This window comes from Ectopseudomonas composti, assembly GCF_900115475.1.
Classification (GTDB): Bacteria; Pseudomonadota; Gammaproteobacteria; order Pseudomonadales; family Pseudomonadaceae; genus Aquipseudomonas; species Aquipseudomonas composti.
Genome location: NZ_FOWP01000014.1, coordinates 54580 through 69040, shown reverse-complemented (window position 1 = coordinate 69040; position 14461 = coordinate 54580). Strand labels below are relative to the sequence as shown.

The window sequence follows — 14461 nt, the reverse complement described above, 5'->3', positions numbered from 1 at the left end:
TACTGCATTGCCGGGTTAATGCAATGCGACCTGCGATCAGCTCAGGCGCTGAAAGAAGGCATGCTCGGCCCGCAGTGCCTCAGCCAGGTTGGGCGCCTGACGGAAACCATGGCGTTCTTCGGCGAACAGCTGATATTCCACCGGCAAACCACGCAGGCGCAGCGCCTCGACCATGCTTTCGGTCTGGCTCGGTACCACCACGACATCCAGCGCGCCCTGAAAGAAAATCACCGGCGCCCTGATCCGTTCGGCCTGCAACAGAGGCGTGCGATCCCGGTAGCGCTGGGCATCCTGCTCCGGGTCGCCGATCAGCCAGCCTAGATAATCCGCCTCGAACTTGTGGGTCAGCCGACCCAGCGCCAGCGGGTCACTGACGCCGTAGAGGCTGGCACCACCGCGCAATTGCGGCAGTTCGACCAATGCCCGCAGCGCACTGAAGCCGCCGGCGCTGCCACCGCGCACGAACACGCGCTGCGCATCGATACGCTCCTCGCGCGCCAACGTGTCGATGGCGACGCGAATGTCCTCCACCTCCAACTCGCCCCACTGGCCAGCCAAGCGCAAACGATAGGCGCGACCGTAGCCACTGCTGCCACGGTAGTTGAGGTCGAGCACGGCGAAGCCGCGTAGCGTCCAGAAGGCGATACGCGGGTCGAACACCGGGTAGCAGGCCGAAGTTGGGCCGCCGTGCAGGAAGATCAGCAGCGGTGGGCACTCGCAGGTTGAAACGGGCGGGTAGAAAAAACCGTGGCTGCGTTCGCCCTCACCCACCGTGCAGCTGAAGGGCTGAGGCCGTGATAGCTGTTCTTCAGGCAAGGGCTGCTCGCCACCGGCGAGTATCCGCACGGTTCCATCGCTTCGGCGAATGGCAAGCACCGCCGGCAGACGATCCGGCGCGCCAGCGATGCAGTAGAAGTGCTCGACATCCGCGGCCAGGCTACGGAAACGGGTAAAGCCTTCAGCCAGTCGCCGTTCTGTGCTTGGCCCACCATGGGGTGCGCCATGCGCACCAGCGGTCTCGGCGGCAAGAGAATCGGTGCGCGCAGCGCACCCTACGAGAACGCCAACACCCTCCTCGAAACGCGTCAGCAGCAGCTCATCATGCTGCAGCGGCAGGTAGGTGCGGCCGCCCAGCTGCCAGGGCGCCGGTGCGTGATCGCCGGGGGCGGCATCGCGCTTCAGGTCGTCATCGACACACGCGGGCTGCCACCAACCAGCCTGGTCACTCAACACCCACAGTCGGCCCTGCGCATCGAAACGTGGCTGCTGCAGTGATTGATCGCCGTCCTGCCCGGCCAGCACAAGGCTGCGCTCACCCGATTCACGCTGACACAGACGCGTGGCGACCCAGGGTTGATACGGACGATCCCATTCGATCCAGGCCAGACGCTGGCCAGTGGGGTCTGCCACTGGCGCCGCGTAGAAATCGGCGCCCTCCACCAGCACATCGCGCTTGCCGGTGAGGCCGATGCGTACCAGACGATGCACTACCGCGCCGCCTTCATGGCTTTCCTCTACAGCCAACAGCGCCTGCCAGGCGGACACGAAGGACAGGTCGCCATAACGGCAGTTGACGCCAGCCGTCAGCGCCTGCGGCTCATTGCTCGTAGGAGCGGCTGGGCGGCATTCCGCTTCAGCCGCGAATCTTGGTGATTCAAGAGAAATCGCGGCTGAAGCCGCTCCTACGGAACTACACGCAATCGCCAGATGGTAAACCTGCTGATCGTTTTCATTGACGAACGCCGCGCCCTGTTCCGTGGCACAGCAGGCGCCGCCGCCGTACTCGCAGACGCGGCTACGCACGGAGAACCCCGGCGGCGTAAGCTCAGCCAAGACACCATCGAGGCAGAAGAACAATCCGCAACGCGCCAGCAGCGGATCGAACGCCACCCACAGCACGCCGCCATGGGCAGCGTGCAGTTCAGCGAAGTCGGCGCTGGCGGCCGCGGCCTGCTCGGCACCCCAGATCGCGTCAGGATCGGTGCGCACGGCGCACCCTACGCCTTGCATATGATTCGTGAGGCCTTGTCATTGCGGTACTGCAGGGCATCCAGCCCCAGCGGCGCCTCGTCGGCCTGCTGCCGCGCAGCGAGAATCACCCCGTGGTGCGCCGACTTGCTGCACACCGGGTCGGCGTTGCTGGCATCGCCGGTGAGCATGAAGGCCTGGCAGCGACAGCCGCCGAAGTCCTTGTGTTTCTCATCACAGCTGCGGCATGGCTCGGGCATCCAGTCGTCACCACGAAAGCGATTGAAACCGAAGGAATGCCGCCAGATGTGCTCGATGCTGTGCTCGCGCACGTTGGGGAACTGCACCGGCAGCTGTCGCGCACTGTGACAAGGCAGCGCCGTGCCGTCCGGGGTGATGTCGAGGAACAGGTTGCCCCAGCCGTTCATGCAGGCCTTAGGACGCTCCTCGTAGTAGTCCGGGGTGACGAAGATCAGCTTGCACGGGTGGTTTTCGGCCGCCAGCTTGTCGCGCCACTGATTGGTGATGCGCTCGGCGCGTTGAAGCTGCGCGCGGGTCGGCAGGAGCCCTGCGCGGTTGAGCTCGGCCCAGCCATAGAACTGGCAGGTGGCGAGCTCGACGAAATCCGCCTCCAGCTCCAGGCACAGCTCGATGATGCGCTCGATATTGTCGATGTTGTGCCGGTGAGTGACGAAGTTGAGCACCATCGGATAGCCGTGCGCCTTGACCGCACGGGCCATGGCCAACTTCTGCGCGAAGGCCTTCTTCGAGCCGGCCAGCAGGTTGTTCACCTCCTCGTCGGCGGCCTGGAAGCTGATCTGGATATGATCGAGCCCGACCTCGGCGAATTCGGCGATGCGCGCTTCGGTCAGGCCGATGCCGGAGGTGATCAGGTTGGTGTAATAACCCAGATCACGCGCGGCCTTGATCAGCTCGGCCAGGTCCTGGCGTACCAGCGGCTCGCCACCGGAAAAACCCAGCTGCGCCGCGCCCAGCTCACGGGCCTGGCGGAATACCTCGATCCATTCGGCGGTCGACAGCTCGGCGCCCTGCTTGGCGAAATCCAGCGGGTTGGAGCAGTACGGGCATTGCAGCGGGCAACGATAGGTCAGCTCGGCCAGCAGCCACAGCGGTGGCCCTGGTTCATGACCTGCCTTAGCGAAGCTCGATCCAGAACTGAGCATGGGCCACCTCCATGAAGGCAAGAATGTCTTCGTCGATACCCGGCACGTCAGGGAAACGCTGGTGCAGGTTGCCGATGATCTCGGCCACCGAGCGCTTGCCATCGACCTGCTGGAGAATCTCGCTGGCACTGTCGTTGAGCTTGATCATGCCTTCCGGGTAGAGCAGCACATGGCAGCCCTGGGCCGGTTCGAATTGCAGGCGAAAGCCGCGGCGGATGATGGGGATATTGGGCAGGATGGCGGCGGTCATGCTTCTGACTCCAGACGGGTGCGCAAGGCGCCCCTTACAAAGGGCTCAACTGTAGGGTGCGCCATGCGCACCGCTTGCTCGAGATTCATAAGGCTATACCCCGATGCCAGGCGCGCTCGGCGGTCACGGTATGATACGGCGGGCGCTGCAGCTCATAGGCCATGCTCATGGCGTCGAGCATGCTCCACAGCACGTCCAGCTTGAATTGCAGTATCTGCAGCATGCGTTCCTGCGCATCACGAGTGCGGTAATGCTCAAGGGTGATGCGCAGGCCATGCTCGACGTCGCGGCGCGCTTCTTTCAGGCGCTTGCGAAAGTAGTCGTAACCAGTGGCATCGATCCACGGGTAGTGCTGCGGCCAGGCATCCAGGCGCGACTGGTGAATCTGCGGGGCGAACAGTTCGGTCAGCGAACTACTGGCCGCCTCCTGCCAGTTGGCGCGGCGAGCGAAATTGACGTAGGCATCGACAGCGAAACGCACGCCAGGCAGCACCAGCTCCTGCGACAGCACTTGCTCGCGGTCGAGGCCGACGGACTCGGCCAGGCGCAGCCAGGCCTCGATACCACCCTCCTCGCCTGGAGCGCCGTCATGGTCGAGGATGCGCTGAATCCACTCGCGCCGCGTCTCGCGATCCGGGCAGTTGGCGAGGATCGCCGCATCCTTGAGTGGGATGTTGACCTGATAGTAGAAGCGGTTGGCCACCCAGCCCTGGATCTGTTCGCGGGTGGCACGCCCTTCGTACATGGCACGGTGAAAGGGGTGATAGATGTGGTACAGCGCGCCCTTGGCGCGCAGCGCCTGCTCGAATTCGGCAGGTGTCATGGCAGGTTGGCTCATCAGAACGCTCCGGTACGCATTGCCGTAGGGTGCGCCGTGCGCACCAATGCTAGCCATCTGAATTGCTGGTGCACACAGCCTAGGCGGCTCCGCACACCCTACAAAACGATACTCATGCCATCGAACGCGACCTCGATGCCATGCGCGTCCAGCTCGGCGCGCTCGGGCGAATCCAGGTCGAGAATCGGGTTGGTGTTGTTGATATGAATGAGGACCTTGCGTGCGGATGGCAGACCATCGAGCACCTCGATCATGCCGCCCGGGCCGCTCTGGCACAGGTGGCCCATCTCGCTGCCGAGCTTGTCGCCGACCTCGCACACGCGCATTTCGTCATCGCGCCACAGCGTGCCGTCCACTAGCAGGCAGTCGGCGCGGCGCATCCAGCTCAGCAGGTGCTCATCCACCTGGCCGAGACCGGGGGCGTAGAACAGGCTACGACCGCTGCGACCGTCCTCGATGAACAGACCGATGTTGTCGCCCGGGTGCGGATTACCCCGATGCGGCGAATACGGCGGCGCGCTGCTGCGCAGGGCGATGGCCGTGATGTTCAGCGCCGGACAGGCGGGAATGCTGAAGGGTTCGGCATCCAGCCCGATCAGGCGGTGCTGCAGGCCGCCGTTCCAGTGGCTGAGCATGTTGAACAGCGGAAAGCCGCTGGTCAGGTCCTGATGCACCATCTCGGTACACCAGACCTGGTGCGGGCAGCCCTCGCGCAGGGTCAGCAAGCCGGTGCAGTGGTCGATCTGGCTGTCGAGCAGGACGATGCCGGCGATGGCCGTGTCACGCAACTTGCGCGCCGGTTGCAGCGCCGGAAAGGCTTCGATCTGCGCGCGGATGTCCGGCGAGGCATTGCACAGAATCCACTGCTCGCCGTCATCGGAAATGGCGATGGACGATTGCGTGCGCGGCTGCGCCCGCAGCGTACCGGCCCGCACACCACGGCAGTTGCGGCAGTTGCAGTTCCACTGGGGGAAGCCACCGCCAGCGGCGGAGCCGAGAATCTGGATATGCATGGAAGTCACCAGCGGGGATGCCCCGGACGAGCCGGGGCCAGGAGCGATCAACGGTTGGCGAAATACATTGTCACTTCGAAGCCAATACGCAGATCGGTGTAGGCGGGTTTAGTCCACATGATGCGGTCCTCTTGTTATTGAGCCGGGGCATTCCGGCAACCCCATTAAGCCCCCGCCAGGCAGGCGGCCAAATGGTACTTTGGGAGGAGATTTGGCTGGCATTGGTAGGTAGACGGCAGGGCTTTGCCAGACGTGCATGCAAGCAGCTGGTAGCCAGGGTGAAATCCGGGAAGTATCGAGGTCATCCCCGGATTGCATCCGGGCTACGAAACGGGGTTCGGGGCCAGCCCTATCGCGGATAAATCCGCTCCTACCAGTCAGACGCGTGCTGCATCAGCGCGCTTTCTTTACAGGCGCGAATAAAAAACGCGGCCGAAGCCGCGTCGCGATAAACATCTGCCGTGCCATCTGCCAGGGTGCGCTTCGCACCCGAGGTTGGGAACCGGCAAGCGGTGCGCACCGCGCACCCTACGCTCTCAAGAACGCCGCACACCGGAGCAAGCATGCGGCGGGTCAGTGGATCAGAAGAAGCCCAGCGGATTGATGTCGTAGCTCACCAGCAGGTTCTTGGTTTGCTGGTAGTGGTCGAGCATCATCTTGTGGGTTTCGCGGCCAACGCCGGACTTCTTGTAGCCACCGAAGGCAGCGTGAGCCGGGTACAGGTGGTAGCAGTTGGTCCATACGCGGCCAGCCTTGATCGCGCGGCCCATGCGGTAGGCGACGTTCATGTCGCGACTCCACACGCCGGCACCCAGGCCGAACTCGGTGTCGTTGGCGATGGCCAGGGCTTCGGCTTCGTCCTTGAAGGTGGTCACACCGATCACCGGGCCAAAGATTTCCTCCTGGAACACGCGCATCTTGTTGGTACCCTTGAGCAGCGTCGGCTGGATGTAATAGCCGCTGGCCAGGTCGCCTTGCAGCTGCTCGGCGGCACCGCCAGTGAGCACCTGGGCGCCCTCCTGCTGAGCGATTTCGAGGTAGCTGAGGATCTTGTCGTACTGCTGCTGCGAAGCCTGGGCGCCGACCATGGTGTCGGTGTCCAGCGGGTTGCCACGTTTGATCTGTTTGACCTTCTTCAGCACTTCGACCATGAAGGCGTCGTAGATCGACTCCTGCACCAGGGCGCGCGACGGGCAGGTGCATACCTCGCCCTGGTTGAAGAAGCCCAGCACCAGGCCTTCGGCGGCTTTCTCGATGAAGGCCGGCTCAGCGTTCATGATGTCGGCGAAGAAGATGTTCGGCGATTTGCCGCCCAGCTCAACGGTGGACGGGATGATGTTCTCGGCAGCGCACTTCATGATGTGCGAACCCACCGGGGTCGAGCCGGTGAAGGCGATCTTGGCGATGCGCTTGCTGGTGGCCAGCGACTCGCCGGCTTCGCGGCCAAAGCCCTGGACGATGTTGAGTACGCCCGGTGGCAGCAGATCGCCAATCAGCTCGACGAAAAGGGTGATCGACAGCGGCGTCTGCTCGGCCGGTTTGAGCACCACGGCGTTGCCGGCAGCCAGGGCCGGCGCCAGTTTCCAGGCGGCCATCAGCAGCGGGAAGTTCCACGGAATGATCTGTCCGACCACGCCCAGCGGTTCGTGGAAGTGATAGGCCACGGTGCCTTCGTTGATCTCGGCGGTGCTGCCTTCCTGAGCGCGGATGCAGCCGGCGAAGTAACGGAAGTGATCAGCGGCCAGCGGCACGTCGGCGTTCAGCGTCTCGCGCACTGCCTTGCCGTTGTCCCAGGTTTCGGCCACGGCCAGCAGCTCGAGGTTGGCTTCGATGCGGTCGGCGATCTTCAGCAGGATGTGCGAACGCTCCTGCACCGAGGTCTTGCCCCAAGCATCGGCGGCGGCGTGAGCGGCGTCCAGCGCCTTGTCGATGTCGGCGGCGTTGGAGCGGGGAAATTCAGCGATCACCGAGCCGTCGACCGGGCTGGCGTTGGTGAAATACTGGCCACTCAGTGGGGCGACGAACTCACCGCCGATGTAGTTGCCGTAGCGCGGCTTGAGGGTAACGACGGCGCCTGCAGAACCCGGATTCGCGTAAATCATGATGCTGACCTCTCTTGTTGTCGGAGCCCGCTCCCAATCGGGGGAGCGAGTCATGGTTCGATCTTAGGAAGCCCCCTGAAACCTCGGTATGCGCCCATGGCACAGATCGTCTCGTCATTTGGTAGTAGAGCGGTCTGGCACGGGCCTTTGGCAGCGAGGTACTAGGCCATGGAAGCTAAAGGCTAGACCCGTTCGCCCGGTCTTGCGTTCCCCAGTAAGGAAATTCGCCCGTGGCATTTCGCAGCAGCTCGGCGCTGGTAGGCAGGCGCCAGAAATTACGATGGCCGGACAAGGTCCGGCCATCGTCTGACGCTTCAAACGATCAGTGCTTGGCCACCAGCTCCTTCGGCAGCTTGAAGGTCCAGAGCATGCCGCCCTGGTTCAGGTGCTTGATACGCTTGGCCACCTCGCCGCCCCACAGCGGAACCGCCCCCCCCCAGCCGGACAACACCGAGACGTACTGCTCGCCGTCCATTTCCCAGGTCACGGGCGAGCCGATCACACCCGAGCCGGTCTGGAATTCCCAGACTTTCTCGCCGGTCTTGGCATTGAACGCCTGCAGGTAGCCTTCCGGGTTGCCGGTAAACACCAGGTTGCCCTTGGTGGTCATCACCCCGCCCCACAGCGGCGCGTAGTTCTTGTGGCGCCAGACTTCCTTGCCGGTTTTCGGATCGATGGCGCGCAGCACGCCGATGTATTCCTCGTTCAGCGGCTTGATGGTAAAGCCGGCACCCAGGTAGGCCGCGCCCTTTTTGTAAGCGATGTCCTCGTTCCAGATGTCCATGCCCCACTCGTTGGACGGCACGTAGAACAGCCCTGTGTCCTGGCTGTAGGCCATGGGCATCCAGTTCTTCGCGCCGAGGAAGGCCGGAGCGGAGAACACGCTCGTGCCCTTCTCCTTCGCGCTCGGCGAGCCCGGACGGTTGCTGTCGTCGTAGATTGGCCGGCCGTTCTTGTCCAGGCCCTTGGCCCAGGTGATCTTGTCGACGAAGGGGAAGCCACGGATGAACTTGCCGTTGGTGCGGTCGAGCACATAGAAGAAGCCGTTACGGTCGGCAGTGGCCGCAGCCTTCACGGTCTTGCCGCCTTCCTGATAGTCGAAGGAGATCAGCTCGTTGACGCCGTCGAAGTCCCAGCCATCGTGCGGAGTGGTCTGGAAGTGCCACTTGATGCTGCCGTCGTCCGGGTTCAGCGCCAGGCGAGAAGAGGAATAGAGGTTGTCACCCGGGCGCAGGTGCGAGTTCCACGGTGCCGGGTTACCGGTGCCGAAGAACAGCAAGTTGGTGTCGGCATCGTAGTAGCCGCCCAGCCAGGGCGCGGCGCCGCCGGTCTTCCACAGGTCGCCTGGCCAGGTCTTGCCGGCCTCGCCACCGCTGATGCCGTTCTCGACGGCCTTGCCGTCCTTGTAGACGTAGCCCATGTGGCCTTCCACGGTCGGGCGACTCCACAGCAGCTCGCCGTTCTTCGGATCATAGGCCTCGATCTTGCCGACCACGCCGAATTCGCCACCGGATACGCCGGTGATCAGCTTGCCGTTGACCACCAGCGGCGCGGCGGTGATGGAGTAGCCGGCCTTGTGATCGGCGACGTTCTTGCGCCAGACCACCTTGCCGGTGTCCTTGTTAAGTGCCACCAGCTTGGCGTCGAGGGTGCCGAAGATCACCAGGTCGTCATACAGGGCGACACCGCGGTTGATCACGTCGCAGCAGGGACGGATGTCGTCCGGCAAGCGCGCTTCGTACTGCCACAGCTCACGACCGGTGCGTGCATCGACGGCGAACACCCGCGAATAAGAGGCGGTGACGTACATCACGCCGTCCTTGATCATCGGCTGGGCCTGCTGACCGCGCTGCTTCTCGCCGCCGAAGGACATGGTCCAGACCGGGCGCAGCTCCTTGACGTTCTGATCGTTGAGGATGTTCAGCGGGCTGTAGCGCTGGCCCTGCAGCCCCAGGCCGTTGGTGACGATCTGGTCGGTGGTGGTGGCGTCCTTGAGAATCTCGGCATCAGTGACCGCCAGCGCGGCGGCGGACGGCAACAGCATGGCGGCACAGAGTGCGGTGAGGAGTAAGGGCTGGCGAAGACCGGCGTGTTTCATTGCGGCTACCTCTGCGGGTTCATTGTTATTGCCGGGAAAATTTCCCGGTCTGCCACGAATTCTTGGCTCACCCCGGCACGCCAACAATTGCACCCCCAGCCGATTTTCCTCGTTCCTTGGTAGCAATACCTGCACTGCTGCCGACGGCCCCACATCTGGCTGCAGGCCGCCGCAAGTAGCAGGCGGACGCCACCAAAAGCCCATGGCACAGGGGCCGCACGCCCCGTAGAAAGGCAACTCCCCATCTACAAGGAGAATGCCCATGGGACGCATCCTGATCGCGCTGCTGCTGGCCGGGCTGCTGCTGGGCCAGGCACAGGCCGAAAGCCTGAAGATCGGCCTCAACTATCCACGCACCGGCAATTACAAGGACGAAGGCCTGGAGCTGCGCCGCGGCGCCCTGCTCGCCGTAGAAACGATCAACCAGCAAGGCGGCCTGCTCGGCCAGCCGCTGGAGCTGCTCAGCGAGAACACCGACTCCAATGCTGCTCAGGCCACGCGCAACGTCGAGTACTTCGCCAGCCAGGGCGCGCGCATGGTCTTCGGCGGCGCCACCAGTGAAGAAGCTATGGCCGCCGGGCAACGTGCCCGGGAACTCGGCCTGCTGTATTTCGCCACCTTGGGTTACGCCAACGAAGTCACCGGCCAGGCCGGGCAACGCTACCTGTTTCGCGAATCCGGCAGTGCCTGGATGAGTGCGCGGGTACTCGGTGAGTACCTGTCCTGGCATTTGCCGCGCCAGCGTTATCACTACATCGTCATCGACGATGCCTGGGGCCGCAGCATCGAGCAGACCCTGCGCCTGGCCACCGGCAGCGCCGACCGCGCGCGCCACGGCCGCACTGCCCTGCCCTCCGGCCCACTGCACCGCGAGCAATATCGCGCCGCCATGGACAAGGCGGCAGCCAGTGGCGCCGACGTGCTGGTACTGGCGCTACTCGGCGACAACCTGCAGCGCAGCATGCGCCTGGCGCACAACATGGGCCTCAAGCAACGCATGCAGATCATCGTGCCGAACCTGACCAAGAGCCTGGTGCAGCAGGTCGGCCCGCAGGTGATGGAAGACGTGATCGGCACCGAAACCTGGACCTGGGACACCCCCAGGCTGGAAAACAGTAGCGCCGGCCAGCGCTTCGTCGAACGCTACCTGCAGGCGCATCAGGAGTACCCGGGCGGCACTGCCGCATCGGCCTATAACATCGTCCAGCAATGGGCAGATGCAGTCCGGCGCAGCGCCAGCACCGACGCCGAAACCCTAATCGCCGCACTCGAAGGCCATCGCTACCAGTTGCTCAAGGATGAGCAGCAATGGCGCGACTTCGACCACCAGAACCTGCAGAGTATCTACGCCGTGCGCGTGCGCAAACGCGACCAGATCATGCGTGACACGCTCAAGCAACATTACTTCGAGATCATCCACCGCATGAGTGGCGAGCAAGCCGCGCCCAGCCACGACGAGTGGATCCAGGAACGAGGCGAAGTGCTCAGTCTGCAGTGAACGTCCGTCAGCAAGCAGGCCAGACAGGTTCTACGATGATTGCGGCGGCCACGGCTTTGCCCGACACTTGGCCGCCCGCACACATTGATCGGAGACGCCCGTGCCCCACCCTCGCCAGGAAATCCTCAACCACGCCGATGCACTGGATTGCACGGTCTATCGCCCCGACGAGCAGGACCCGGATGCCGAAGAGCAGGACCTGGGCGATGGCAAGGTCCTGATCACTGGCGCCTTCGAGCCGCCGCAGGACTGGGATGCGCACCAGCGCGAGGACTACTTCGGCGAAGAAGACCCCACCCATTTCGTCACCGCCCATATCGAATGCGTGGCCAAGCCGGCGACCCGGGATTTCTTCATGCCCGATAGCGGTGATTACGTGGCCGTGCAGTCCGGCCAGGGCGACGTAGTGATGTATTACGTCTACGACCACGAAGAGACCGATCACGGCCGTCACTACGTACTGATTCGCGACGACGAAGAGCTCTGATCGCTGAGCGTGGGAGGCGCTGCAGCGGCGACATCCTTATGCGCGGGTCGCGGCTAAAGCCCCTCCCACAAGAGCGACATGTAGCCCGAGTCAAATCAGCGTGTAGCCCGGATGAAATCCGGGGGATCGCAGGTATATTTCTCCCGGATTTCATCCGGACTACGAAGCGGGTGCGCGCGGCGCACCCTACGAGACCGTGACGATATTCGCGTAAGGTGCGCCGTGCGCACCGGCAACACCCAGGTTTCTAATCCTGACGATCCACCCGCCCCATCGCGTTGCGCTCGTAGCGTGGGTAGAGGTGGCTGACGCTACGGATCAGCTCGTAGCGCGACAGGTTGACCTGGGCGAAGCGCTCGGGGATGGGCGCGCGGATCAGCTCGTTCATCTCCGCGCCCTGCTCCGCCCCCTGGCGCAGCAAGCCATCGAGCCAACCCAGGTAATCACGCATCTGCACGAACGGCGCCGCATCAGTGGTCACCGGACCATGGCCCGGCACGATCTGCTTCCAGGGCATCGCCTCGAGCCGATCCTGGTCGGCCAGCCACACGTCCAGCCCGGGGCTGTTCGGCGTGGTCAGCGCGCGCTGGTAGAACAGGATATCGCCGGCGAACAACACGCCCGTGCGCTCATCGAGAATCGCCAGGTCGGCGCCGGTATGCCCGCGCAACGCCAGCAACTGCAGGCGCCGGCCGCCGATCTCCAGCGCGCCTTCGTGCACCTCTTCGCTGGGCAACACCACCTCGGTGCCACGCATCCAGTCGCCGACCAGGCGGTACATGTTCTCCGCCATGGCATCGCCCTGCTCGGCCAGCAACCGGGTGGTCTCGGGTAGCGCTGCGATGGGCACGTCGGCGAAAGCCTGGTTGCCCAGCACGTGATCCGGGTGATGATGGGTCAGCAACACGCGCAGCACCGGTTTGCCGGTGGTTTTCTCGATGCTCTGGCGCAACGCCTCACCGTAGCGGCGCGACGGGCCGGTATCGATCACCACCACACCGTCCGCGGTTTCGATGAAGCCGACGTTGACGATATTGCCGCCGTTGTCGGTGGCGAAATTATCGGTACTGCCCTCCAGCAGCCAGACGCCATCGGCGATCTGCCGGGGTTGCAGGTGATAGTCGAGCGCCTGCGCCAGACTGGCGAACAGACAGGTCAGCAGTAGCACCCAACGCATGAAGGCCTCCTAGATGGGGTTGGTGCGCACGGCGCACCCTACCGGTCGCAGCGTTCAGAACGCGGCCTGGAATTCGTTGCCGTTGTTGTCGCGCAGCCACACTTCGGCCTGGCGGTCGTCGCGCAGGTCGAAGGTCAGCGTCGGGTTCTCGCTGACTGCCGGGAACAGCTCGATGCGCCCCAGCACCTGGCCATCGGCATCGCGCAGCTCGGCTTCTTCGATGTAGAACTCGGGGATGCCACCGACCAGGCCGTTGTCCATCGGGTGCGACACCTGCAGGCGCAGGCGGCTGTCCTCGCCGCGCACGAAGCGCTTGCCCAGCACCTGGCCCAGCCGCTCTTCCCAGCCCGCCTCGGAGCGCACTACGCTGGGCGCGGTACAACCGCCGCCCGCTGCTTCGACGCGCGCCGAGCCGATATGCCAGACGCCATCATCGGTCAGCACCGCCGCGCGAATCGGCGTGGCCTGCTCGACGCGGATGCGAATGGCCAGGCTCGGTTCCACGTGTTCGCCGGGGGCGAAGTCGAGAATACGCGGGATCGGATTGAGCTCGGCCCAGGCCAGGATTCGCTTGACCTTGCCGCGGTAGGCGCTGGCGTCGATCTGGATCGGCACCTGGCGCGCATCCTCGGCAAAGGGCGGCACCTCGAGGCGAACCTTGTCGTCGAAGACGAAGGCCTCACCGTTGAGCAGGCGCTGGTGGTAGTAGTCCCACATCACCGAGGTGACCGGATCGGGCGCAGCGGCCCGCGCTTCCCAGGCCCAGGCAAACAGGGCCAGCAACACCAGGCTACGCCAATCCATCGCCCACCTCCGGCTCGACTCTTATTGGTATTGTTCTGGTTTCTCGTAGCGCAGCCCGTAGCGCGCGTACAGGCGTTCGAGCGAGCCATCGAGAATCAGGTTTTCCAGCTGTTCTTCCAGGGCGTAGGCCAGTTGCCGATTGGTTTCGTGCACCGCCATGCCGATTTCCCAGATCTGCCGGCCCATGTCCGGGTAGGCGTTCTCGGCCAGCGCCAGGTGCGGGTCGTGCGCCTCGTGCAGCAGCCAGTCCACCTCGCCGCGCAGGGCCATTACCGCATCCACGTCCCCACTCTGCATGGCCGCGAAGGCCAGCTTCGGCGTCGGGTAGTGACGGGTTTCCTGTCTGAGCAGGCCGCCCTGCACCGAACTCAGGTAGAACGAGGGCACGCTCTCGACCTCGACCCCGACCGGGTGCTTGCGCAACGCAACGATACTCGGCACCTCGGGCAGGCGCCGACGATCGAAGGCCAGTTGCCAGCGCTCGCGCTGGTAGGGGCCGAACATCACCACGCGCTCGTTGACCAGCTCGCCCAGTTCATTGCGCATCTGCGCGTAGTCGCGGTCGTAAGGCACGCGCAGCATCAGGTCGGCCAACTGACCCTGCGCGGTCACCCGGCCACGCCAGATGTAGTCGCGCAGGTCATCGTCGAGCTTTTCACCCGGCGGCGCCCACATAACCTCCAGCTTAAGGTCAAGGCCCTCGGCCAGCGCCTTGGCCAACTCGTAGTCGACGCCGCGCGGCTGGCCATCCTGCTCGTAGCTGTACGGTGGGAAGTTCTGGTACAGCGCCACGCGCAGGGTGCCCGACTCGGTGATGCGGTCGAAGTCGCGCACCTGTGCCTGGGCAGTGCCCAGGCACAGCAGCAGGCCACACAGCGTGACCAGCTGGCGCAGAGCGCGAGTGCTCATGAAGAAATCGTCGCGAGCGCTGGCAGGTCGCGTTGGGCCGGCGCGCAGCAAGCGGAATGCATTCAAATGCACGAGCACTGTTAGCACCATTGGAGCGCGAGATGCCGAGCGCAGCAGATTCATCATCAAGCCC

Annotated in this window: 13 protein-coding genes; 2 read left to right on the top strand and 11 right to left on the bottom strand. The window is 64.2% G+C overall.

Features of this window, described 5'->3' with window-relative positions; translation table 11 throughout:
* Nucleotides 1-36 precede the first annotated feature (36 nt).
* The 8 genes from BM059_RS21140 to BM059_RS21105 all read right to left on the bottom strand — a co-directional run bounded on the left by BM059_RS21140 (nucleotide 37) and on the right by BM059_RS21105 (nucleotide 9453).
* On the bottom strand, nucleotides 37-2010 hold the full coding sequence (locus BM059_RS21140) for an alpha/beta hydrolase family protein (RefSeq protein ID WP_074941232.1): 1974 nt from the start codon (nucleotides 2008-2010) through the stop codon (nucleotides 37-39).
* Nucleotides 1998-3152, bottom strand: coding sequence for a pyrroloquinoline quinone biosynthesis protein PqqE (gene pqqE / locus BM059_RS21135; RefSeq protein WP_074941231.1), 1155 nt, complete (start codon nucleotides 3150-3152; stop codon nucleotides 1998-2000). The genes BM059_RS21140 and pqqE overlap by 13 nt, the downstream gene beginning before the upstream one ends.
* Entirely contained in the window at nucleotides 3124-3402 is a 279-nt protein-coding gene (pqqD, locus tag BM059_RS21130) for a pyrroloquinoline quinone biosynthesis peptide chaperone PqqD (protein ID WP_036998380.1), read from the bottom strand. Before pqqD ends, pqqE begins: the two co-directional genes overlap by 29 nt.
* A gap of 85 nt (nucleotides 3403-3487) precedes the next feature.
* Nucleotides 3488-4240 (bottom strand): pyrroloquinoline-quinone synthase PqqC, encoded by a 753-nt coding sequence (gene pqqC / locus BM059_RS21125; protein ID WP_074941230.1) that lies wholly within the window; start codon nucleotides 4238-4240, stop codon nucleotides 3488-3490.
* Nucleotides 4241-4338: 98 nt separating this feature from the next.
* Nucleotides 4339-5253 (bottom strand): pyrroloquinoline quinone biosynthesis protein PqqB, encoded by a 915-nt coding sequence (pqqB, locus tag BM059_RS21120; protein WP_074941229.1) that lies wholly within the window; start codon nucleotides 5251-5253, stop codon nucleotides 4339-4341.
* A 47-nt stretch (nucleotides 5254-5300) separates the two neighbouring features.
* Nucleotides 5301-5372, bottom strand: a complete 72-nt coding sequence (gene pqqA, locus BM059_RS21115; protein WP_003243383.1) for a pyrroloquinoline quinone precursor peptide PqqA — start codon at nucleotides 5370-5372, stop codon at nucleotides 5301-5303.
* A 462-nt stretch (nucleotides 5373-5834) separates the two neighbouring features.
* Nucleotides 5835-7355, bottom strand: a complete 1521-nt coding sequence (gene exaC, locus BM059_RS21110) for an acetaldehyde dehydrogenase ExaC (protein WP_074941228.1) — start codon at nucleotides 7353-7355, stop codon at nucleotides 5835-5837.
* Between the two features lie 322 nt (nucleotides 7356-7677).
* Nucleotides 7678-9453: a methanol/ethanol family PQQ-dependent dehydrogenase gene (locus tag BM059_RS21105; RefSeq protein WP_074941227.1), complete on the bottom strand. Its 1776-nt coding sequence runs from the start codon at nucleotides 9451-9453 to the stop codon at nucleotides 7678-7680.
* Nucleotides 9454-9715: 262 nt separating this feature from the next.
* Between BM059_RS21105 and BM059_RS21100 the strand changes: the two genes are divergently transcribed.
* Both BM059_RS21100 and BM059_RS21095 read left to right on the top strand, forming a co-directional pair.
* Nucleotides 9716-10951 carry an ABC transporter substrate-binding protein gene (locus tag BM059_RS21100; RefSeq protein WP_074941226.1) on the top strand — a complete coding sequence of 412 codons (1236 nt, stop codon included), beginning with the start codon at nucleotides 9716-9718 and terminating at the stop codon, nucleotides 10949-10951.
* A 100-nt stretch (nucleotides 10952-11051) separates the two neighbouring features.
* Complete coding sequence (locus BM059_RS21095) at nucleotides 11052-11438, top strand: hypothetical protein (protein ID WP_074941225.1); 387 nt, start codon at nucleotides 11052-11054, stop codon at nucleotides 11436-11438.
* A gap of 247 nt (nucleotides 11439-11685) precedes the next feature.
* Here the strand turns inward: BM059_RS21095 and BM059_RS21090 are convergent, their stop codons facing one another.
* Genes BM059_RS21090 through BM059_RS21080 form a run of 3 tightly spaced genes read right to left on the bottom strand, consistent with a single transcriptional unit; the run spans nucleotide 11686 to nucleotide 14313 of the window.
* Nucleotides 11686-12615, bottom strand: coding sequence for a quinoprotein relay system zinc metallohydrolase 1 (locus BM059_RS21090; protein ID WP_074941224.1), 930 nt, complete (start codon nucleotides 12613-12615; stop codon nucleotides 11686-11688).
* Nucleotides 12616-12669: 54 nt separating this feature from the next.
* The gene (locus BM059_RS21085) at nucleotides 12670-13419 is read right to left on the bottom strand and encodes a quinoprotein dehydrogenase-associated SoxYZ-like carrier (RefSeq protein ID WP_074941223.1); all 750 of its coding nucleotides are present in this window, start codon (nucleotides 13417-13419) and stop codon (nucleotides 12670-12672) included.
* A gap of 21 nt (nucleotides 13420-13440) precedes the next feature.
* A complete protein-coding gene (locus tag BM059_RS21080; RefSeq protein WP_074941263.1) occupies nucleotides 13441-14313 on the bottom strand; it encodes a substrate-binding periplasmic protein in 873 nt (290 codons plus the stop codon).
* Between the last annotated feature and the right edge of the window lie 148 nt (nucleotides 14314-14461).